General features: G+C 67.4%; 18 protein-coding genes and 1 pseudogene. 17 read left to right on the plus strand and 2 right to left on the minus strand.

Annotated elements, in window-relative coordinates:
- The first annotated feature begins 231 nt into the window (after positions 1–231).
- The 17 genes and pseudogenes from flhD to flhA all read left to right on the plus strand — a co-directional run bounded on the left by flhD (position 232) and on the right by flhA (position 18,863).
- Positions 232–549 carry a flagellar transcriptional regulator FlhD gene (gene flhD, locus WJ542_RS04240; protein WP_411188139.1) on the plus strand — a complete coding sequence of 106 codons (318 nt, stop codon included), beginning with the start codon at positions 232–234 and terminating at the stop codon, positions 547–549.
- Positions 550–654: 105 nt separating this feature from the next.
- Entirely contained in the window at positions 655–1,197 is a 543-nt protein-coding gene (flhC, locus tag WJ542_RS04245; RefSeq protein ID WP_411188141.1) for a flagellar transcriptional regulator FlhC, read from the plus strand.
- A gap of 220 nt (positions 1,198–1,417) precedes the next feature.
- Entirely contained in the window at positions 1,418–2,278 is an 861-nt protein-coding gene (gene motA / locus WJ542_RS04250) for a flagellar motor stator protein MotA (RefSeq protein ID WP_027793026.1), read from the plus strand.
- Positions 2,279–2,299: 21 nt separating this feature from the next.
- Complete coding sequence (gene motB, locus WJ542_RS04255; RefSeq protein WP_411188143.1) at positions 2,300–3,379, plus strand: flagellar motor protein MotB; 1,080 nt, start codon at positions 2,300–2,302, stop codon at positions 3,377–3,379.
- A 39-nt stretch (positions 3,380–3,418) separates the two neighbouring features.
- A complete protein-coding gene (locus WJ542_RS04260) occupies positions 3,419–3,793 on the plus strand; it encodes a response regulator (RefSeq protein WP_411188145.1) in 375 nt (124 codons plus the stop codon).
- A 59-nt stretch (positions 3,794–3,852) separates the two neighbouring features.
- Positions 3,853–6,171 (plus strand): chemotaxis protein CheA, encoded by a 2,319-nt coding sequence (gene cheA / locus WJ542_RS04265; protein WP_411188147.1) that lies wholly within the window; start codon positions 3,853–3,855, stop codon positions 6,169–6,171.
- A gap of 67 nt (positions 6,172–6,238) precedes the next feature.
- Positions 6,239–6,754, plus strand: coding sequence for a chemotaxis protein CheW (locus WJ542_RS04270; RefSeq protein WP_411188149.1), 516 nt, complete (start codon positions 6,239–6,241; stop codon positions 6,752–6,754).
- 135 nt (positions 6,755–6,889) lie between these two features.
- Positions 6,890–8,764, plus strand: a complete 1,875-nt coding sequence (locus WJ542_RS04275; protein WP_411188151.1) for a methyl-accepting chemotaxis protein — start codon at positions 6,890–6,892, stop codon at positions 8,762–8,764.
- 157 nt (positions 8,765–8,921) lie between these two features.
- Positions 8,922–9,923: a CheR family methyltransferase gene (locus WJ542_RS04280; protein WP_411188153.1), complete on the plus strand. Its 1,002-nt coding sequence runs from the start codon at positions 8,922–8,924 to the stop codon at positions 9,921–9,923.
- A complete protein-coding gene (cheD, locus tag WJ542_RS04285) occupies positions 9,920–10,702 on the plus strand; it encodes a chemoreceptor glutamine deamidase CheD (RefSeq protein WP_411188155.1) in 783 nt (260 codons plus the stop codon). The genes WJ542_RS04280 and cheD overlap by 4 nt, the downstream gene beginning before the upstream one ends.
- Before the next feature lie 5 nt (positions 10,703–10,707).
- Positions 10,708–11,835, plus strand: a complete 1,128-nt coding sequence (locus WJ542_RS04290) for a protein-glutamate methylesterase/protein-glutamine glutaminase (protein WP_411190472.1) — start codon at positions 10,708–10,710, stop codon at positions 11,833–11,835.
- Positions 11,836–11,997: 162 nt separating this feature from the next.
- The gene (gene cheY, locus WJ542_RS04295; protein WP_028227590.1) at positions 11,998–12,393 is read left to right on the plus strand and encodes a chemotaxis response regulator CheY; all 396 of its coding nucleotides are present in this window, start codon (positions 11,998–12,000) and stop codon (positions 12,391–12,393) included.
- A 1-nt stretch (position 12,394) separates the two neighbouring features.
- A complete protein-coding gene (gene cheZ / locus WJ542_RS04300; protein ID WP_411188157.1) occupies positions 12,395–13,096 on the plus strand; it encodes a protein phosphatase CheZ in 702 nt (233 codons plus the stop codon).
- 174 nt (positions 13,097–13,270) lie between these two features.
- Entirely contained in the window at positions 13,271–13,846 is a 576-nt protein-coding gene (locus WJ542_RS04305) for a DUF2844 domain-containing protein (RefSeq protein ID WP_411188158.1), read from the plus strand.
- A gap of 55 nt (positions 13,847–13,901) precedes the next feature.
- Positions 13,902–15,191 (plus strand): DUF3443 domain-containing protein, encoded by a 1,290-nt coding sequence (locus tag WJ542_RS04310; protein WP_411190473.1) that lies wholly within the window; start codon positions 13,902–13,904, stop codon positions 15,189–15,191.
- Between the two features lie 232 nt (positions 15,192–15,423).
- Positions 15,424–16,611 (plus strand): annotated as a pseudogene (flhB, locus tag WJ542_RS04315) (flagellar biosynthesis protein FlhB); the annotation flags it as partial.
- A 152-nt stretch (positions 16,612–16,763) separates the two neighbouring features.
- Positions 16,764–18,863, plus strand: coding sequence for a flagellar biosynthesis protein FlhA (gene flhA, locus WJ542_RS04320; protein ID WP_411188159.1), 2,100 nt, complete (start codon positions 16,764–16,766; stop codon positions 18,861–18,863).
- Positions 18,864–18,922: 59 nt separating this feature from the next.
- Here flhA and WJ542_RS04325 read toward each other — a convergent pair whose 3' ends face one another.
- Positions 18,923–19,213, minus strand: coding sequence for a type II toxin-antitoxin system RelE family toxin (locus WJ542_RS04325; protein WP_411188160.1), 291 nt, complete (start codon positions 19,211–19,213; stop codon positions 18,923–18,925).
- The gene (locus WJ542_RS04330) at positions 19,200–19,442 is read right to left on the minus strand and encodes a type II toxin-antitoxin system Phd/YefM family antitoxin (protein ID WP_027793013.1); all 243 of its coding nucleotides are present in this window, start codon (positions 19,440–19,442) and stop codon (positions 19,200–19,202) included. Before WJ542_RS04330 ends, WJ542_RS04325 begins: the two co-directional genes overlap by 14 nt.
- Positions 19,443–19,521: the final 79 nt, after the last annotated feature.

A 19,521-nucleotide genomic window follows, 5' to 3' on the forward strand; every position in this document is an offset into this window, starting at 1 on the left:
CGCCCCTCCTTCCATCCCTCCGTTGTCAGAAAAATTCCTACACGGTTGCGAGGCAATGTCCTGCAAATCGTCGCGGTGTCCGTCCAATTTCCAGTTGCGCCCGGCCTGGCCACAATGCGGTGATGACCACAAAACGGGTCGTTCGCCCAGATTCGCCACAGTTTTCTGGATGCGACCGAGCAAACGTTTCCGTAACCGGCCTGACCAGCCGATTCGAATTCGGGGGAATCCATGAGCGCGACGACGCATAGCGACATGCTCAGCGAGATCAAGGAAGTGAACCTGTCGTACCTGTTGCTCGCGCAACGCCTGCTGCGCGACGACAAATCGACGGGCATGTTCCGCATGGGGATCTCGGAGCAGCTCGCCGAGGTCCTCGCCAATCTGACACTGGCGCAAACCGTCCGGCTCGCCGCCTCGAACCAGGTGCTGTGCCGCTTCCGGTTCGACGATCACGCCATCCTCAGCGCGCTGGCCGACAAGGGCAAGTCCGCGCAAACGCATACCGCCATCCTGATGGCGGGCCAGCCCGTCGCACAGGTCGACTGACACGGCCGCTGCCCTGCCGCGCCCCGCGCGCGCAGCTCGCGGCGACTTTACCCATGCCCGGTCCGCGCGCCGGGCGGGATCATTTCCGGCAACGATCGGGGGGCTATGGCAACAAAGAGCGTGGTGCACGAGGTCAAGGAGATCGCGCTGGCGATCGAACTGATCGAGCTAGGCGCACGGCTGCAACTGCTCGAAGCGGAAACCTCGCTCTCGCGCGACCGGTTGATCCGGCTTTACAAGGAAGTGAAGGGGGAGTCGCCGCCGAAGGGCATGCTGCCGTTCTCGACGGACTGGTTCATGACCTGGCAGCCCAACATCCACTCCTCGCTGTTCTACAACACGTTTCTGTTCATGAGCCGGCAGGCGCGCTGCCAGAGCGTCCATGCGATCGTGAAGAGCTACCGGCTCTATCTCGAGCATCTGCAACTGCAGGGCGAAGAGCCCGCGCTCAGTCTCACGCGCGCCTGGACGCTCGTGCGCTATTTCGCCTCAGGCCTTCTGCAGCTCACGCCGTGCAGTCGTTGCGGGGGCCACTTCGTCGCGCATGCGCACGACCCGCAGCGCGGCTTCGTCTGCGGGCTGTGCCAGCCGCCATCGCGCGCGGGCCGCACCCGCCGCAGCAGCGAAGCCGTAGCGGCGGCGGGCTGAGCGGTGGCTTCGGCGGTTTCGGCGGCTCGCCGGCCTGGCCAACCATCGCCGTCTCTTGCGATCGAGCCCCGAATGCGGGGCGCCGTCACGGCGCTTCGCCCCAACCCAGGCGCTCCCCTGGGCAGGCCCCCCAATCCCAAAGTTTTCCAGACCGATGCCGTAAACCAGCTAAGGACGCGGGCCGATGGCGGCTCGCGGCACTTTTAGTGAGGACCCAGCCGTGCTGATTTTCGTGGGAGTACTCGTGACGATTCTGTCCGTCTTCGGCGGTTATGCGCTCGAAGGCGGCCATCTCGGGGCCATGATGCAGCCGATGGAACTGCTGATGATCGGCGGTGCGGGCCTCGGCGCGTTCATCCTCGGCAACGGCATCAAGACGATCAAGTCGACCCTGCGCGTCGTCCCGACGCTCTTCAAGGGCTCGAAATACAACAAGGACGTGTACATGGAGCTGCTCGCGCTCCTCTACGTCCTGCTCGCGAAGGCGCGCAAGGAAGGCACGCTCACGCTCGAGGCCGACATCGACGATCCGATGAAGAGCCCGCTTTTCACACAGTATCCGAAGATTCTCGCCGACAAGCACATCGTCGAATTCCTCACCGATTACCTGCGCCTCATGGTGGGCGGCAACATGAACGCTTTCGAGATCGAAAGCCTCATGGACGAGGAAATCGAAACGCATCACCACGAGGGCGAGGCCCCCGCGCATGCGCTCTCCAAGGTGGGCGACGCGATGCCGGCGTTCGGCATCGTGGCCGCCGTGATGGGCGTCGTCCACACCATGGCCTCGGCCGACAAGCCGCCCGCGATTCTCGGCGAGATGATCGCCCAGGCGCTCGTCGGCACGTTCCTCGGGATTCTGCTGTCGTACGGTCTCATCAGCCCGCTCGCGAGCGTCGCGGAACAGCGCGTGGCCGAATCGACCAAGATGTTCCAGTGCATCAAGGTGACGATCCTCGCGAGCCTGAACGGCTATGCGCCCGCCATCGCCGTGGAGTTCGGCCGCAAGGTGCTGTTCTCGACCGAGCGTCCGTCGTTCTCCGAGCTCGAAGAGCACGTGCGCCGCGTGAAGGCGAAGTAAGGCACCGGCAAGGAACGCGCGATGAGCAAGGACAAGGACCGCACGATCGTCGTCAAGAAGGCCGCGCCTGCGAAGGGCGGCCATCACGGCGGTGCGTGGAAGCTCGCCTACGCGGACTTCATGACCGCGATGATGGCGTTCTTCCTGCTGATGTGGCTCCTCTCCTCGGCGTCCACGACGCAGTTGCACGGCATTGCCGAGTATTTCAACCAGCCGCTCAAGGTCACGCTCTGGGGCGGCGACCGCAGCTCGACGGACTCGAGCATCGTGAAGGGCGGCGGGCGCGACATCTCCACCGACCAGGACGGCGTCACGCGCCAGACCGACGGCTCCACCGCGCGTGCCGAGCACACCGCCTCGAAGAACGAAGATGACTCGATGAAGCAGTTGAAGGGCTCGCTCGAGCGTCAGGAGCAGGCGCGCCTGCACGATCTGCAGATCAAGCTGATGGCGGCGATCGAGGCGAACCCGGTGCTGCGCCAGTACAAGCAGCAGATCCGCATCGATTCGACGCTCACGGGCCTGCGCATCGAGATCGTGGATTCGCAGAAGCGCCCGATGTTCGCGACCGCACGCGACGTGGTCGAGCCGTACATGCGCGACATCCTGCAGGCCATCGGCAGTACGCTCAACGGCGTGCCGAACCGCATCATCGTGCAGGGCCATACCGACGCCGTGCCGTACGCCGGCGGCGAGAAGGGCTACAGCAACTGGGAGCTTTCGGCCGACCGCGCGAACGCGTCGCGCCGCGAGCTGATCGCGGGCGGCATGGACGAAGCGAAGGTGATGCGCGTGATCGGCCTCGCGTCGACGCAGAACCTGAACAAGGAAGATCCGCTCGACCCGGAGAACCGGCGCATCAGCATCATCGTGCTGAACAAGAAGTCGGAAGACGCGCTGATGCACGACGACTCGACCACCACGACGCTGTCCGACGACGCGGCCGGTTCGGGCAAGCCGCTCTTGCCGATGCTGGCGCCGGGCACGGCGACACCGGCGAAGCTGCCGCCGGCCGGCGTGAGCGCGCCGGTGCGGATCACGCCCGTGGCGGCGTCGGTGGGGGGGACGGGCCCGGCGCAGACAACGCAGACGGCGCACTAAAGACGCGGCGGCAACAGAAACAGCGCGAGAGAGGAGCGGATGATCAGGAACATTCTGGCGATCGACGATTCGGCGTCCATGCGGGAGATCCTGCAGGCGGCGCTGGGCGGGGCGGGTTACGAAGTGACACTGGCGAACGACGGCGAAGACGGGCTGGAGCATGCGCTCGCGCAGTGCTTCGACCTCGTGCTTACCGACCTTCACATGCCGCGCATGAGCGGGCTGGATCTGATCCGCAAGCTGCGCGCGAATCCTTCGTACCTCGAAACGCCCATCCTCGTGCTGACCACGGAATCGGACGAAACCTTCAAGGTGGCCCTGCGCGACGCTGGCGCGACGGGCTGGCTGGAAAAACCGGTGGACCCGGAGCTGCTCGTCGATCTGACGAGCGCGCTAGGCGAAGCGCGCGCTTGACGTACGCATGACACGGCAGCATCGGCACCCAAACAGGCAAATATCGCGGTGACAGAGGCATGACACTCGACATCACTCAGTTCTACCAGACGTTTTTCGACGAAGCGGACGAGCTGCTCGCGCAGATGGAGCAGCTTCTGCTGAATCTGAACGTCGGCCGTCCCGATCCCGAGGATCTCGCGGCGATCTTTCGCGCGGCGCATTCGATCAAGGGCGGCGCGGCGACGTTCGGCTTTACGGCGCTGACCGAAACCACGCACATCCTCGAATCGCTGCTCGACCGCGCGCGCAACAACGAACTCGTGCTGCGCAAGGACATGATCGACACGTTCCTCGAAACGAAGGACGTGCTGTCGGGCCAGTTGGCCGACTACCGCGCGAGCGCCGAGCCCGATGCGGCCGTCGCGGCGGCCATGCGCGCCAAGCTGGAGCAGCTCTACGCGGAAAGCCGCGGCCTGGCGGCGCCCGTACCCGCTCCCGCGCCGGCCCCCGTGGCGGCGCCCGCGCCTGTCGCGGCAAGCGCGGCCGAGCCCGACTCCGAGGCCGACCTCGAAGCCGCCTTCGAAGCGAACCTGCCCTCGGCCCGGGCCGCGGCTTCGGGCGCGCCGGAGCACGTCGTCGACGAGGCCATCGCGGCCGCGCCGGGACAAGACGCAAGCAATGCAAACGGCGTGGGCGGAGCAGGCGGCGCGGCGGAAGGGCCGCATCTGCGCATCACGCTGCGTCGCGTCGATGCGAAGGATCAGGATCTGCTGCTCGAAGAGCTCGGCAACCTGGGCCGCGTGCTGGGCCAGGTGAAGACCGGCGACGACATCACGCTCTGGCTCGAAACCGACGTGCCGTCGGACGACATCATCGCCGTGTGCTGCTTCGTGATCGACGAAAGCCAGATCTCGATCGGCCGTGGCGCGGCGCCGCAAGGCGGGGCCGAAGCCGCGCCGGCCGCGGTGCAGCCCGCACCGATGGTCGAGGCCGCTCCGCCTGCGCCACCCGCACCGGCCCCGGTTGCCGCAGCAGCGCCGGCTCCGGCGGCTGTCGCTCCCATCGCGCCCGTCCCCGAAGCGCCTCCGGCCGTTGCCGCAACGCCGCCGCAAGCCCATGCCCCGGCCGCGGAGACCGAACGCAAGCAGCGCCCGGCGGCCGCGGCCGCCGCGGGCGAAGGCAGCTCGATTCGCGTGGGCGTGGAGAAGGTGGACCAGCTGATCAACCTCGTGGGCGAGCTCGTCATCACCCAGGCCATGCTCGCGGAAACCACGAGCACGTTCGATCCCGCGCTGCATGACCGCCTCTTCAACGGCATGGCGCAGCTCGAGCGCAACGCCCGCGACCTGCAGGAATCGGTGATGTCCATCCGCATGATGCCGATGGACTACGTGTTCAGCCGCTTCCCGCGTCTTGTGCGCGACCTCGCCGCGAAGCTCGGCAAGGAAGTGGAGCTCGTGACGTTCGGTCAGGCCACCGAGCTCGACAAGAGCCTCATCGAACGCATCATCGACCCGCTCACGCACCTCGTGCGCAACTCGCTCGACCACGGCATCGAAACCGTGGAAGCGCGCCGCGCCGCAGGCAAGGACGCCACGGGCCAGCTCGTGCTGTCCGCCGCGCACCACGGCGGCAACATCGTCATTGAAGTGAGCGACGACGGCGCGGGCCTGCGCCGCGACAAGATTCTCGCGAAGGCGGCCAAGCAGGGCATGCAGGTCAGCGACAGCATGACCGACGACGAAGTGTGGAACCTCATCTTCCTGCCGGGCTTCTCGACTGCCGAGCAGGTGACCGACGTCTCGGGCCGCGGCGTGGGCATGGACGTGGTGAAGCGCAACATCCAGGCGATGGGCGGCCACGTGGAGATCACTTCGCACGCGGGCAAAGGCAGCACGACCCGTATCGTGCTGCCGCTCACGCTGGCGATTCTCGACGGCATGTCGGTGAAGGTCGGCAACGAGGTGTTCATCCTGCCGCTGAACTTCGTGATGGAGTCGCTGCAGCCGCGCCACGAAGACATCTACACGGTCACCAACGGCGACCGCGTGGTGCGCGTGCGCGGCGAATACCTGCCGCTCGTCGCGCTGCACGGCGCGTTCAACGTGGAAGGCGCGCGCACGGACCCGACGCAGGGCATCGTCACCATCATGGAAACCGAAGGACGACGCTTCGCCATGCTGATCGACGAGCTGGTCGGCCAGCAGCAGGTGGTGGTGAAGAATCTCGAAACGAACTATCGCAAGGTGCACGGCATTTCGGCGGCGACCATCCTGGGCGACGGCAGCGTCGCGCTGATCGTCGACGTGGCCGCGCTGAACCGCGAAACGCGCGCAACGCATGGCGTCGCCTCGAGCGCGAGCCATGCGGCGGGCGCCTTCGCCGAATTCGCATGACCGCATGACCGTATGAAGCTCAAGCAGCGCTGTATTCCAACCCTCTCCCAACTGTTCAGGGGCTAACGTGGCAGAAGTCCAATCCATTCATGGCGCCGGCGCGCACCGCCGCGACGCGCAGCAGGCCGACGCGGGCGGTGCGGAATTCCTCGTCTTTACGCTCGGCGCGGAAGAGTACGGCATCGACATCCTCAAGGTGCAGGAAATCCGCGGCTACGAAAGCGTGACGCGCATCGCCAATGCGCCCGAGTTCATCAAGGGCGTCATCAATCTGCGCGGCATCATCGTCCCGATCGTGGACATGCGCATCAAGTTCCACCTCGGCCGCGTGGAGTACGACCACCAGACCGTCGTGATCATCCTGAACGTCGCGCACCGCGTCGTCGGCATGGTGGTGGACGGCGTTTCGGACGTGCTCACGCTGCAGATGGACCAGATCATGCCGGCGCCCGAATTCGGCGCGACGCTCACGACCGAGTACCTCACGGGCCTCGGCACCGTGGAAGGCCGCATGCTGATTCTGATGGACATCGAAAAGCTGATGACGAGCCGCGAAATGGCGCTCATCGAGGCGCTCGGATAACGATCGCGAACGGTTATCGGGGGTGGTCCTTCGCGTGAAGGGCCCAGCGCGGGAGAGCGGAAAGCCGCCGTCAAGAGCGGCAAAGCCGCCTTGCGGGCCCCGCCGGTGACCAGGTACAGGACAGGAGCAATCGAGATGCTGCACAAGTGGTCGATCCGCGCCACGCTCACGGGCGTCGGGGTCATTCTGGTTGCGCTGACCATCGTGGTCGGCGCGCTCGGGCTCGTCGCGCTCGGCAACGCAAGCGACTCGCTCGGCACGATCGCGCGCGGCGACCTCGTCGCGATGCGCTCGCTCAACGACGCTTCGTCGTATCTGCTGCGCTCGCGCGTTTCGCTCGAACGGGCCAGCGCGCTCGCCGCGGCGAACCAGGCCGACGATGCGAAGAAGGCGCTCGACCGCGCCGACGAATTGCTGGCGAAGAGCAACGACGCCTGGAAGGCCTTCCAGGCAGTGCCGAAGAACGGCCGCGACGCCGCTTCGCTCGACGCGCTCGCGCAAAAACGCGCGACGCTCCTGCAGGACGGCGTGCAGCCCGAGTTCGCGGCGCTGCGCGGCAACGACCTCACGGCCTATCACGCCGTTGCCGACACGAAGATCAGCCCGATGTTCGTCGACTACGACAACGTTGCCGCGCCGCTCGCGCAGGCGATGCAGGACGGCGCCGAGGCGCGCGAAGAAGACGCGCGCTCGCAGATCGCGTTCATGCGCATGCTGATCGGCGGCCTGGTCGTGATCGCGCTGCTGATGATCGTCGTGATCCGCTTCGCGCTGCGCGGCCTCATCGTGCAGCCGCTCAACGACGCCACGGCCTGCTTCGAGCGCATCGCGCAGGGCGACCTCGCGCAGCCGATCGAGGTCTACAGCAAGAACGAAATCGGGCATCTCTTCGCCGGCATCAAGCGCATGCAGGAGAGCCTCGTGAAGCTCGTGAGCGCGGTGAACACGGGCGCGAGTTCGATCGACGTCGGCGCGCGCGAAATCGCCATGGGCAACACCGACCTCTCGCAGCGCACCGAGCAGCAGGCCGCGTCGCTGCAGGAAACCGCGTCGAGCATGGAGCAGCTCACGGGCACCGTGAAGCAGAACGCCGACAATGCGCGCCAGGCGAGCCAGCTCGCCGTGAACGCCTCGGACATCGCCACGCGCGGCGGCGAGGTGGTGGGCGAAGTCGTGCACACGATGCAGGACATCGCGGCCAGCTCGGCGAAGGTGGTCGACATCATCAGCGTGATCGAGGGCATTGCGTTCCAGACCAACATCCTTGCGCTCAACGCCGCGGTGGAAGCGGCCCGCGCGGGCGAGCAGGGCCGCGGTTTCGCGGTGGTGGCGGGCGAGGTGCGCAGCCTCGCGCAGCGCAGCGCGAGCGCCGCGAAGGAGATCAAGGAGCTCATCAACGACTCGGCGCAGAAGGTGCAGAGCGGCACGGGCCTCGTTGGCCGCGCGGGCACCACGATGGACGAGATTCTCCAGGCCGTGCGCCGCGTGACGGACATCATGGGCGAGATCAGCGCGGCCTCCGAGGAGCAGTCGAGCGGCATCGAGCAGGTCAACCGCGCCGTCACGCAGATGGACACCGTCACGCAGCAGAATGCGGCGCTCGTGGAAGAGGCCGCGGCTGCCGCCGCCTCGCTCGAGGAGCAGACACGCCAGCTGCAGTCGGTGCTCGGCATCTGGCGCACGGGTGGCGCGAGCGGCGCGGCGGCGCGACCGGCGGCATTGCCGTCCGCGGGGGCGAGCGCGGTTCATGCCGTCTCGGCCACCGCGGCAGTGGCCGTCAAGCGCGCGCCGGCCGCTCTTGCCGCGCCCGCCAGGGCGGCTGCGGAACCGGCCCGCGCGGCGGTTGCGGCCACGCCGGCCAGCGCGGCGAAAGCGGCCAAACTGACCAGCGCGACCAGTGCGACCGGCGCAGCAAGGCCGGCGGCAGCGGTGCCGAAGGCGGCCGCGGCGCGCGTGGAACCGGTGGTGTCGTCGACGTCTTCGGACGATGCCGACTGGGAAACGTTCTAGTACCGACGAACTGACGAGTCATCGCAATGCACACTAGCGCACAAGAACGGATTGAGTCGTTCCGCGCGGCCGCCCGGGAGTTGGCCGCCGCGCCCGCCGCGCTGCACGCATTGCGCACCGGCACGCGTGCGGCCGGGCACGAGGGGGGCGCAGAATCATGAAGGGCCTGCGTTTTTCCCGTCAGGGGCGCGGCGATCGCGCCGGGCAGCAGCCGGGTGCCGCCGAGGCGGGCGGCCTGCCCGGCCTGCCCGGCGAGAGCAACCGCGACTTCGAATTCACGACAGCGGACTTCGAGCGTATCCGCGCGCTGATTCACCGCCGCGCGGGCATCTCGCTCTCGGACCACAAGCGCGACATGGCGTACAGCCGTCTTGCGCGGCGCCTGCGTGCGCTAGGTCTCGACAGCTTCCGCGACTACCTCGACCAGCTCGAATCGCGCAACGATACCGAAGAGTGGGAAGCGTTCACGAACGCGCTCACCACGAACCTCACGGCGTTCTTCCGCGAGGCGCACCACTTTCCGATTCTTGCGGACTTCGTGAAGCGCCGGGGCTCACCGGGTTCGCAGCCGGTTTCGGTCTGGTGCTCGGCGGCCTCGACGGGCGAGGAGCCGTATTCGATCGCGATGACGCTGATCGAAGCGCTGGGCGATCGCGGCGCGCGCGAGGCGCGCGTGCTCGCCACCGATCTGGACACCCAGGTGCTGGCCAAGGCCGAAGCGGGCATCTATTCGTACGACCAGGTGAAGCACCTGACGCCGGAGCGCCTGAAGCGCTTCTTCCTGAAGGGCACGGGCGGCCACGCGGGTCTCGTGAAGGTGCGCCCGGAGCTGCGCGCCATGATCCGCTTCGAACAGCTCAATCTCACCGACGCCGACTACGGCCTGCGCCAGACGTTCGACGCGATCTTCTGCCGCAACGTGATGATCTACTTCGACAAGCCGACCCAGGCGCAGGTGCTCTCGCGCTTCGAGCCGCTGATGAAACCGGACGGCCTGCTGTTCGCAGGCCATTCGGAGAACTTCACGTATGTCACGCAGGCTTTCAGGCTGCGCGGCCAGACGGTGTACGAGCTGACGCGCGGCAGCCGCCGCGTGGACGGCAACAGCGACGGCGGCGGCGCACGCCGCGTCGACGACACGATCGGAGCGACCGCATGAGCGCCAGCCTCCCGATTGCGACGAATCGCTACTTCGACACGCACTTCGACCGCCCCGGCGTGAAGCTGCTGCCCAACGAGTTCTTCACGACGAACGAGGACATGGTGCTCGTGACCGTGCTGGGCTCGTGCGTGGCCGCGTGCATCCAGGATCGCACGGCCGGCATTGGCGGCATGAATCACTTCATGCTGCCCGACGACGGCGCCGACGTTGCCCAGGCGGCCTCCGACGCCATGCGCTACGGCGCCTACGCCATGGAAGTGCTCATCAACGAACTCATCAAGGCGGGCGGGCGGCGCGAGCGCTTCGAGGCGAAGGTGTTCGGCGGCGCGGCCGTGCTGGCGGGCATGACGACGATGAATATCGGCGACCGCAATTCGGCCTTCGTGCGCCGCTATCTCGCGCTGGAGAACATCCGCATCGTCGCCGAGGATCTGCAGGGCTCGCACCCGCGCAAGGTGGCGTTCCTGCCGCGCACGGGCCAGGTGATGGTGAAGAAGCTGCGGCTTTCGCAGGAGGCGAGCGTGACCGAACGCGAGCAGGCGCTCGCGCGGCAGACCCCCGAGGCGCGTGCCGAACGGCTCGCGAAGGCGCGCGAGCGCGTCGAGCTGTTCGGCCTCACGCCGGGGCCGGGACGCGCCGCCGGGCCAGGGCAGGCCGGCACGTCGCCAGCCTCGCAGCCCGCGCCGGCGCGCAGCCGCATCGAGCTCTTCGGCGCGAGCGGCCAGCCGCGGCCCACAACGAATCAAGACAACGCCAGGACAGTGGAGGAGGCGTGAACGCTGTGCAAAAAATCAAGGTTCTCTGCGTCGACGATTCGGCGCTGATTCGCAGTCTGATGACGGAAATCATCAACAGCCAGCCGGACATGACGGTCGTTGCGACCGCGCCCGATCCGCTCGTGGCGCGCGAACTCATCAAGCAGCACAACCCCGACGTGCTGACGCTCGACGTGGAAATGCCGCGCATGGACGGGCTCGACTTCCTCGAGAAGCTCATGCGCCTGCGGCCCATGCCGGTCGTGATGGTGTCGTCGCTGACCGAGCGCGGCAACGAAATCACGCTGCGCGCGCTGGAGCTCGGCGCCGTCGACTTCGTGACGAAGCCAAAGGTCGGCATCCGCGACGGCATGCTCGAATACGCGGAAAAGCTCGCCGACAAGGTGCGCGCCGCCGCGCGCGCCCGCGTGCGCGCGCATCACGCGCCCCCGGCGCCGGCCCCCGGCGCGGCAGCGGCCGCCGGCACGGCAGCGGGCGGCGCCCACGCCGCGCCCGCCGGTGCGGTCCAGGCCCCCATGCTCAACAACCCGCTGCTTTCGACCGAGAAGCTGATCATCGTCGGCGCCTCGACGGGCGGCACGGAAGCGATCCGCGAAGTGCTCACGCCGCTGCCGCCCGACGCGCCCGCGGTGCTGATCGCGCAGCACATGCCGCCCGGTTTCACGAAGTCGTTCGCGCAGCGCCTGAACGGCCTGTGCCGCATCACCGTGAAGGAAGCGGAGCACGGCGAGCGCGTGCTGCCGGGCCATGCGTACATCGCGCCGGGCCACGCGCACCTGCTGCTCGCGCGCAGCGGCGCGAACTACATCGCGCATCTCTCCGACGAGCCGCCGGTGAACCGGCATCGCCCGTCGGTGGACGTGCTGTTCCGTTCGGCGGCGACGCACGCGGGCAAGAACGCAATCGGCGTGATCCTCACGGGCATGGGGCGCGACGGCGCCGCGGGCCTGCTGGAGATGCGCCGCGCGGGCGCTCACACGTTCGCGCAGGACGAGGCGAGTTGCATCGTCTTCGGCATGCCGCGCGAAGCGATTGCGCTGGGCGCCGCCGACGACATCTCGCCGCTCGCCGACATGAGCCGCCGCGTGATGGCGCGACTCGCCATGATGGGCGAGCGCGTCCAGCGCGTGTAAGAAAGAAGGGCGGGGCGCAGCGGGAGCGCACCGCCGGAATCCCGATTCGAGAGATCGTGGCGACGTAAAACGTTGGCGCGATCGATCGCGATTAATTTATCTGGATAGGCGTCGCGCTTGTCTGGATAATTGCCCGGGTTTAGCCTGGAGGAATGAAACGAGATGGACAAGGGAATGAAGATTCTGGTGGTGGACGACTTTCCGACGATGCGCCGGATCGTCCGCAACCTGCTCAAGGAACTGGGCTACTCGAACGTCGACGAAGCCGAAGACGGCGCGGCGGGCCTCGCGCGTCTGCGCAGCGGCAGCTATGACTTCGTGATCTCCGACTGGAACATGCCGAATCTCGACGGCCTCGCGATGCTCAAGGAAATCCGCGCCGACGCGAGCCTCACGCACCTGCCGGTGCTGATGGTGACGGCGGAGTCGAAGAAGGAGAACATCATCGCGGCGGCCCAGGCCGGCGCGAGCGGCTACGTGGTGAAGCCGTTCACGGCCGCGACGCTCGACGAAAAGCTGAACAAGATCCTCGAGAAGATGGCCAAAGCCGGGAGCTGACGTGAACGAGCCCATCAGCGCAGAGGCGGGCGGCGTGCACGCCGACGAGTACGCCAGCAGCGACCGCATCCTCGCGCGCATCGGCCACGTAACGCGCACGCTGCGCGATTCGATGCGCGAGCTCGGCCTCGACAAACACGTGGAGCGCGCGGCGGAAGCCGTGCCCGACGCGCGCGACCGTCTGCGCTACGTCGCGAACATGACCGAGCAGGCCGCCGAGCGCGTGCTTTCGGCGATCGAGCTCGCCAAGCCGATGCAGGAGCAGCTCGAACGCGACGCGAAGACGCTGTCGGAGCGCTGGTCGACGTGGTACGACGCGCCGATCGGCCGCGAGGAAGTGCGCGCGCTGATGGACGACACGCGCGCGTTTCTGGGCGGCGTGCCCGAGGCCACCACGGCCACGAACCAGCACCTGCTGGAGATCATGCTGGCCCAGGACTTCCAGGATCTCACCGGCCAGGTGATCAAGAAGATCATGGACGTCGTGTACCTGATCGAGCAGCAACTGCTCGGCGTGCTGGTCGAGAACATCGTGCCGGAGCGGCGCGAGCAGGTTGCGGCGGCGGTCGCGTCGCTTGCCGTTTCTGCGACCGGCAGCCCCGAATCGCTCCTGAACGGCCCGCAGATCAATCCCGAAGGCAAGACCGACGTCATGCAGGACCAGGGGCAGGTGGACGATCTGCTCGCGAGCCTCGGCTTTTAGCCCAGCGCAACGGAATGCAACCGGGCGGACGGGCATCGAGCTTGCTGTAATCCTGGGCTGGCATACTGGCGCCGGCGGACCAGGGCGGCAGCGGCGATCGTTTGTGCTGCGCCGCGACATCCGCCGCTTCCCGCGGTGCGGTTGCCGCGGAGCCAGCTACCGATCGGGAGGAGTATGGCTGCCTTTGGTTCGAACGCTTCGTTCAACGTTGCGCGGGCTGCCGGCGCGCGGCTCGCCGCGCTGACGCTGACCGGCGCCATCGCGCTTGTCTGCGCCCAGCCGGCCGTGGCCGGCCTCGGCAGCGCGCCCATGACGACGCCTGCGGGCGCCACCGTCAACACCCTGAGCAACGCCGCCGCGCAGGCCGGCGCCGCCGGCAGCGTGGCGCGGCAGGCCGTCGAGGCCAGCGCTACGGGATCTTCCGCCGCATCCGCTTCTTATACGGTCCGCCAGACCACGCTCGCCAACGGCACGGTCGTGCGGGAGTATGTCTCGCAGGCGGGCAGCGTGTTCGGCGTCGCCTGGAGCGGCCCGCAGATGCCCAATCTGTCCGAACTGCTCGGCAGCTATTTTCCGCAGTATGTGGCGGGCGTGAAGGCGAACCGCGCGGCGGGCTTCATGCGCGGCCCGGGCGTGGTCGAGCAGTCGGGCCTCGTCGTGCACTCCGGCGGGCATATGGGCGCCTTCTCGGGGCAAGCCTGGCTGCCGGCCAGCCTGCCGTCTGGCGTCAGCGCCAGCGACATCCAGTGACCCAGGGAGACGGCGCGTGATCACGTTCGCACAACGATTCCGGTTCTCCTTCCTTTTGGGGCTGCGGCGCGGCGCCCTGCTTCCGCTCCTCGCGCTGACCGTTTGTCTCGCGGCTTGTGGTGGCGGCGGCGGTGGCGGAGGGGGGAGCAGCAGCAATAGCAGCAGTAGCAGCAGCGGGGGCGGCAGCAGTACGGGCGTCGACACCTCCTCGCTGCCGCCCCTGCCGAGCGAGCAGCCCATCGCGGCAACGGCCTCGAACACCGTGCCTGTCAGCGTGAACAGCGGGGTGGCGGGCGTGCCGAACATTCCGACGGTGAGCGTCACGATCTGCGTGAGCGGCACCAGCAACTGCACGGTCGTGAACAACATCCAGGTGGATACGGCATCGTACGGACTACGCATCGTGTCGTCGGCGCTGGGGGCGTTGCTGAACACGCTGCCCTTGAATACGGCCAGCGGCGGCACGCTTGCCGAATGCACGGCGTTCGCGGACGGCTACACCTGGGGCACCGTGCGCAGCGCCGACGTCAAGGTCGGCGGCGAGACCGCGAGCAACATCCCGATCCAGGTGATCGGCGACCTCGGCTCCTCCAGCGTGCCGTCGAGCTGCGCCGGCAACGGCGCCCAGCAGAGCACGGCGAGCGACCTCGGCGCGAACGGCATCCTCGGCATCGGCGTCTCGCCCTGGGATTGCGGCTCGACTTGCGAGAGCGCCAGCGGGAGCTTCTACTATTCGTGCCCGAGCGGATCGAGTTGCAGCGCCGTGGGAGTCACGACGAGCCAGCAGGTGGCCAACCCGGTGCCGCACTTCGCCGTCGACAACAACGGCGTCATCGTGGAGATGGCGCCCGTCTCGTACAGCGGGGCGACCTCGGGCGCCGGGACGCTCGTGTTCGGCATCGGCACGCAGTCGAACAATGTCCTGAACGCGTCGCAGCGCTTCCAGACCAATTCGTCGGGCGACATCGTGGGCAGCTTCAACGGCCGCACGCTGACCACCTTCATCGATTCGGGGTCAAATGCGCTGTTCTTCAACGACAGCGCGCTGCCCCAGTGCGGCGGCGCGCTCGGCACGTTCTACTGCCCGTCGAGCTCGCAGACGTTCAGCGCGGGGCTGACGGGCACCGACGGTTCCAGCGGCAGCGTGAACTTCGGCGTGGTCAGCGCGGCGACGCTTCTCGGCACGAACGGCAACAACGGCAATTACGCTCTCAACGATCTTGCAGGGCAGTTTGGCAACTTGCCGGATCTCGATTTCGGCCTGCCGTTCTTCTACGGCCGGTACATTTACGTGGGTCAGGATATGACGGCGACGGGCGGCACCCAGCCTTACGTCGCCTTCTAGCCCCCCGGTCTTTCCGCCTTCCCGCTTCGCCACCCGCCGCCCGCCCGGCGGGTGGCGCCGCTTCTCTCCGCGCTTTCCCCCGCGCCGGGCTGCCCGCCCATTCCCCTGAAATACCCCCGTTTCTCCGCCTTACTCCGTCAATCGGCGCTGGCGTGGCGCGGCAATAATCGCTGTCACTGAAAATGGGTGCGCGGCGCAATGCCTGCGCCGCACGCCACCGACCGGAGCATCCGTGGCAGAGGAAAGCGACCTCGAAAAAACCGAATCCGCCACTCCCAAGCGCCTGCAGAAGGCGCGGGAGGAGGGGCAGGTTGCGCGTTCGCGGGAGCTTTCCACCTTCGCGCTGCTCTCGGCCGGCTTCTACGGTGCGTGGATGCTCTCGGACATGATCGGCGGCCATCTGCTGACCATGCTGCGGGAGGCGTTTACCTTCAACCATGCGGCGGTCTTCGATACCAACCGCATGCTGAGCGGCGCCGGCGTCGCCGCGCGCGAGGGGCTTTACGCGGTCGCGCCCGTGCTGGCGTTCACCGGCGTGGCCGCGCTGCTCGCCCCCATGGCGCTGGGTGGCTGGCTCTTCTCCACGACGTCGCTCGAACCGAACTTCAACCGCCTGAATCCCGTGACGGGTCTTGGCCGGATCTTCTCGGTGAACGGCCCGATCCAGCTTGGCATGTCGTTCGCAAAGGCGGTCGTGGTGGGCGGCATCGGCGGACTGGCCGTCTGGAGCCATCGCGAGGAAGTGTTGGGCCTCGCCATGCAGCCCCTGTCGCGGGCTTTCTCGGACGCGTTTCATCTCGTCGCCGTCTGCTGCGGTATGACCGTGGCGGGCATGTTCGTGGTCGCGGGGCTCGACGTGCCGTATCAACTCTGGCAGTACCACCGCAAGCTGCGCATGACGAAGGAAGAGGTCAAGCGCGAGCACCGCGAGAACGAGGGCGATCCCAAGGTGAAGGGGCGCATCCGTCAGCAGCAGCGCGCGATGGCGCGCCGCCGGATGATGACCCAGGTGCCGAAGGCCGACGTGGTCGTGACCAACCCGACGCACTTCGCCGTCGCGCTCCAGTACGCCGACGGCCAGATGGGCGCGCCCAAGGTCATCGCGAAGGGCGTGAACCTCGTGGCGGCGCGCATTCGCGAGATCGCCGCCGAGCATGGCGTGCCCCTCCTCGAAGCACCGCCGCTCGCCCGCGCGCTTTACCACAACGTCGATCTGAACCGGGAGATTCCGGGGCCGCTCTATGGCGCGGTCGCGCAGGTGCTCGCGTGGGTGTACCAGCTCAAGCGTTTTCGCGAGCAGGGCGGCGACGTGCCGATGGCGCCGACCGATCTCGACGTGCCGCCCGACCTCGACAAGGGCGCGATGAGCGACGAGGACGCCGCCGAGGAGGCGGAAGACGCCCTCGGCGCCGAAGCCGCGGCGGCCAACAAGGTCAATCCGGCCAATGCAGCGGCCAACGCCGCAGACGCAAGAACCGCGGGGCCGGCCGGCACGGCCGCCAGCGCCGCAGGCAGTGACAGCGCCCGTAGCTCGCCGAATGCGGCGCGCCGCGGCAACGAAGGAGCCTCTGAATGAACGCCCCCACCGGTTTTCTCGCGCGCCGCCCGGACGTGCTGCAAGGCACGAACCTGCGCGCCCTCGCGGGGCCGATCCTGATCTGCATGATCCTCGGCATGATGATCCTGCCGTTGCCGCCGTTCCTGCTGGATCTGCTGTTCACGTTCAACATCGCGCTTTCCGTGGTCGTGCTGCTCGTCAGCATGTACACGATGAAGCCGCTCGACTTCGCGGCGTTTCCGAGCGTGCTGCTCTTCTCCACGCTGCTGCGGCTCTCGCTGAACGTGGCGTCCACGCGGATCGTGCTGCTCGAAGGCCACACCGGCCCGGGCGCGGCGGGCCAGGTGATCGAGTCGTTCGGCCACTTCCTCGTGGGCGGCAACTTCGCCGTGGGTATCGTCGTGTTCGCGATCCTGATGGTCATCAACTTCATGGTGATCACGAAGGGCGCGGGCCGGATCGCCGAAGTGGCGGCGCGCTTCACCCTCGACGCGATGCCCGGCAAGCAGATGGCAATCGACGCCGACCTGAACGCCGGCCTCATCAACGAAGAGGTCGCGCGCAAGCGCCGCGGCGAGATCGCCCAGGAGGCCGAGTTCTACGGGTCGATGGACGGCGCGAGCAAGTTCGTGCGCGGCGACGCCATCGCGGGCCTGATCATCATGGTGGTCAACATCGTGGGCGGGCTGATCGTCGGCGTCGTGCAGCACGGCATGGACTTCGCCTCGGCGGGCAAGACCTACACGCTGCTCACCATTGGCGACGGCCTCGTCGCGCAGATTCCGTCGCTCGTGATCTCGACGGCGGCCGGCGTGATCGTCTCGCGCGTGGCGACCAACGAGGACATCGGCAGCCAGCTCACCAACCAGCTTTTCACGAATCCGCGCGTGCTGATGATCACCGGCTCGATCATCGGGATGATGGGCCTGATTCCCGGCATGCCTCACTTCGCGTTTCTGCTGCTGGGCGGCGGCTCGATCCAGCTGGGCCGCATGCTGAAGAAGAGCGCCGAGGCGAAGAAGGCGAGCGCCGTGCTGGTCGACGCCGTGCCCACCGCGCTCGCGCCGACCGAGAACACCGAGGCGAGCTGGGACGATGTCGCGCTCATCGATACGCTGGGCCTCGAAGTAGGCTACCGCCTGATTCCGCTCGTCGACAGGAACACCGACGGCGAACTGCTCAAGCGCATCAAGAGCATCCGCAAGAAGTTCGCGCAGGAAATCGGCTTCCTGCCGCCCGTCATCCATATTCGCGACAACCTCGAACTGCGGCCGAACGCCTATCGCATCACGCTCAAGGGCGTGGAGGTGGGTTCGGGCGAGGCGTACCCGGGCCAGTGGCTCGCGATCAATCCCGGCCAGGTGAGCGCGGTGCTGCCCGGCACGCCGACCTCGGATCCCGCGTTCGGCCTGCCCGCCATCTGGATCGACACGAACCTGCGCGAGCAGGCGCAGGTGTTCGGCTACACGGTCGTCGATTCGAGCACGGTGGTCGCCACGCACCTGAACCACCTCGTCGTGACGCACGCCTCGGAACTGCTCGGCCGCCGCGAAGTGCAGGCGCTCATGGAGCGCGTGCAGAAGGACACGCCCTCGCTCGTCGACGATCTCGTGCCGAAGGCGCTGCCCGTCACGACGCTGCAGAAGGTGCTGCAGAACCTGCTGGAAGAGGGCGTGCCGATCCGCGACATGCGCACGATCATGGAGTCGCTCGCCGAGCACGCGCCGCGCGTCACGGATCCGCACGAGCTCACGGCGGCGGTGCGCATCGCGCTGGGCCGCGCGATCACGCAGCAGTGGTTCCCGGGCAGCGGCGACATGCAGGTGATGGGGCTCGACGCGAATCTCGAGCGCGTGCTTTCGCAGACGCTCACGTCGGGGCCCAACCCGGGGCTCGAACCGGGTCTCGCGCATACGTTGCTCACGCAGACCGAGAGCGCCATGTCGCGTCAGCAGACCCTCGGGCTCGCGCCGGTGCTGCTCGTGCAGCACGCGCTGCGGCCCATGCTTTCGCGCTTCTTGCGCCGCAGCCTGCCGCAGTTGAAGGTGCTGTCGTACGCCGAAGTGCCGGATACGCGCAACGTGAAGGTGGTGAACGTGGTGGGCGGCGGCTGAGAAGGGCGCCGTAGCGCGATCGGGGGAAGAGGGGCCCGCTTCGGCGGGCCTTCGTGTTTTTATTGCAGCCGCTGCGAGGCGGCGTGATAGACCCGGCCCGCCTCGCGCTTGCCGACCGCGATCACGGTCACGACGAATTCGCCGTCGATCACGCGATACACGAGGCGATAGCCCAACGCCGCGAGCTTGATCTTGTAGCAGTCGGGCATGCCATGTAGCCGCGCCGATGCGACATGCGGATGTTCGAGCCGCTCGGCAAGCTTCTTTTTGAACTGCATGCGAACGGTGGCGTCGAGACGCTGCCACTCCTTCAGCGCAGACTCCAGGAATTTCAGTTCATAGGTCTTCAAGCTTGACGCTCACGGCTTTTTCGCCGGCACGTTCCTTGACGATCTTCGCCAGTTCGAGGTCTTCCAGGCGCTCGCAGATCGCTTCCCAGGCGGCGGCCGGAATCAGGTACGCGACGGGCTTGTTTCGGTTGAGCACCGCGACGGGACCACGCGCCTTTTCGATCGCCGCCGTAGGGTTGGTCTTCAGTTCGCTGATGCCGATGGATGCTCGGGCAAGAATGTTTTCCATTGTGCTGATCCTCGCGGGGAGGCGGCTTGCGCGCCGTCAACCCTGCTCAATTCATGACTGATTAGAGGGCTAATAATAG

Source organism: Paraburkholderia yinzeri (assembly GCF_046581065.1).
Lineage (GTDB): Bacteria > Pseudomonadota > Gammaproteobacteria > Burkholderiales > Burkholderiaceae > Paraburkholderia.

Excerpts from the sequence above, each read along its gene's own strand:
- flhD (WP_411188139.1), top strand. The coding sequence starts at position 232 with ATGAGCGCGACGACGCATAGCGACATGCTCAGCGAGATCAAGGAAGTG.
- flhC (WP_411188141.1), top strand. The coding sequence starts at position 655 with ATGGCAACAAAGAGCGTGGTGCACGAGGTCAAGGAGATCGCGCTGGCG.
- motB (WP_411188143.1), top strand. The coding sequence starts at position 2,300 with ATGAGCAAGGACAAGGACCGCACGATCGTCGTCAAGAAGGCCGCGCCT.
- WJ542_RS04260 (WP_411188145.1), top strand. The coding sequence starts at position 3,419 with ATGATCAGGAACATTCTGGCGATCGACGATTCGGCGTCCATGCGGGAG.
- cheA (WP_411188147.1), top strand. The coding sequence starts at position 3,853 with ATGACACTCGACATCACTCAGTTCTACCAGACGTTTTTCGACGAAGCG.
- WJ542_RS04275 (WP_411188151.1), top strand. The coding sequence starts at position 6,890 with ATGCTGCACAAGTGGTCGATCCGCGCCACGCTCACGGGCGTCGGGGTC.
- WJ542_RS04280 (WP_411188153.1), top strand. The coding sequence starts at position 8,922 with ATGAAGGGCCTGCGTTTTTCCCGTCAGGGGCGCGGCGATCGCGCCGGG.
- cheD (WP_411188155.1), top strand. The coding sequence starts at position 9,920 with ATGAGCGCCAGCCTCCCGATTGCGACGAATCGCTACTTCGACACGCAC.
- cheY (WP_028227590.1), top strand. The coding sequence starts at position 11,998 with ATGGACAAGGGAATGAAGATTCTGGTGGTGGACGACTTTCCGACGATG.
- WJ542_RS04305 (WP_411188158.1), top strand. The coding sequence starts at position 13,271 with ATGGCTGCCTTTGGTTCGAACGCTTCGTTCAACGTTGCGCGGGCTGCC.
- flhA (WP_411188159.1), top strand. The coding sequence starts at position 16,764 with ATGAACGCCCCCACCGGTTTTCTCGCGCGCCGCCCGGACGTGCTGCAA.
- WJ542_RS04330 (WP_027793013.1), bottom strand. The coding sequence starts at position 19,442 with ATGGAAAACATTCTTGCCCGAGCATCCATCGGCATCAGCGAACTGAAG.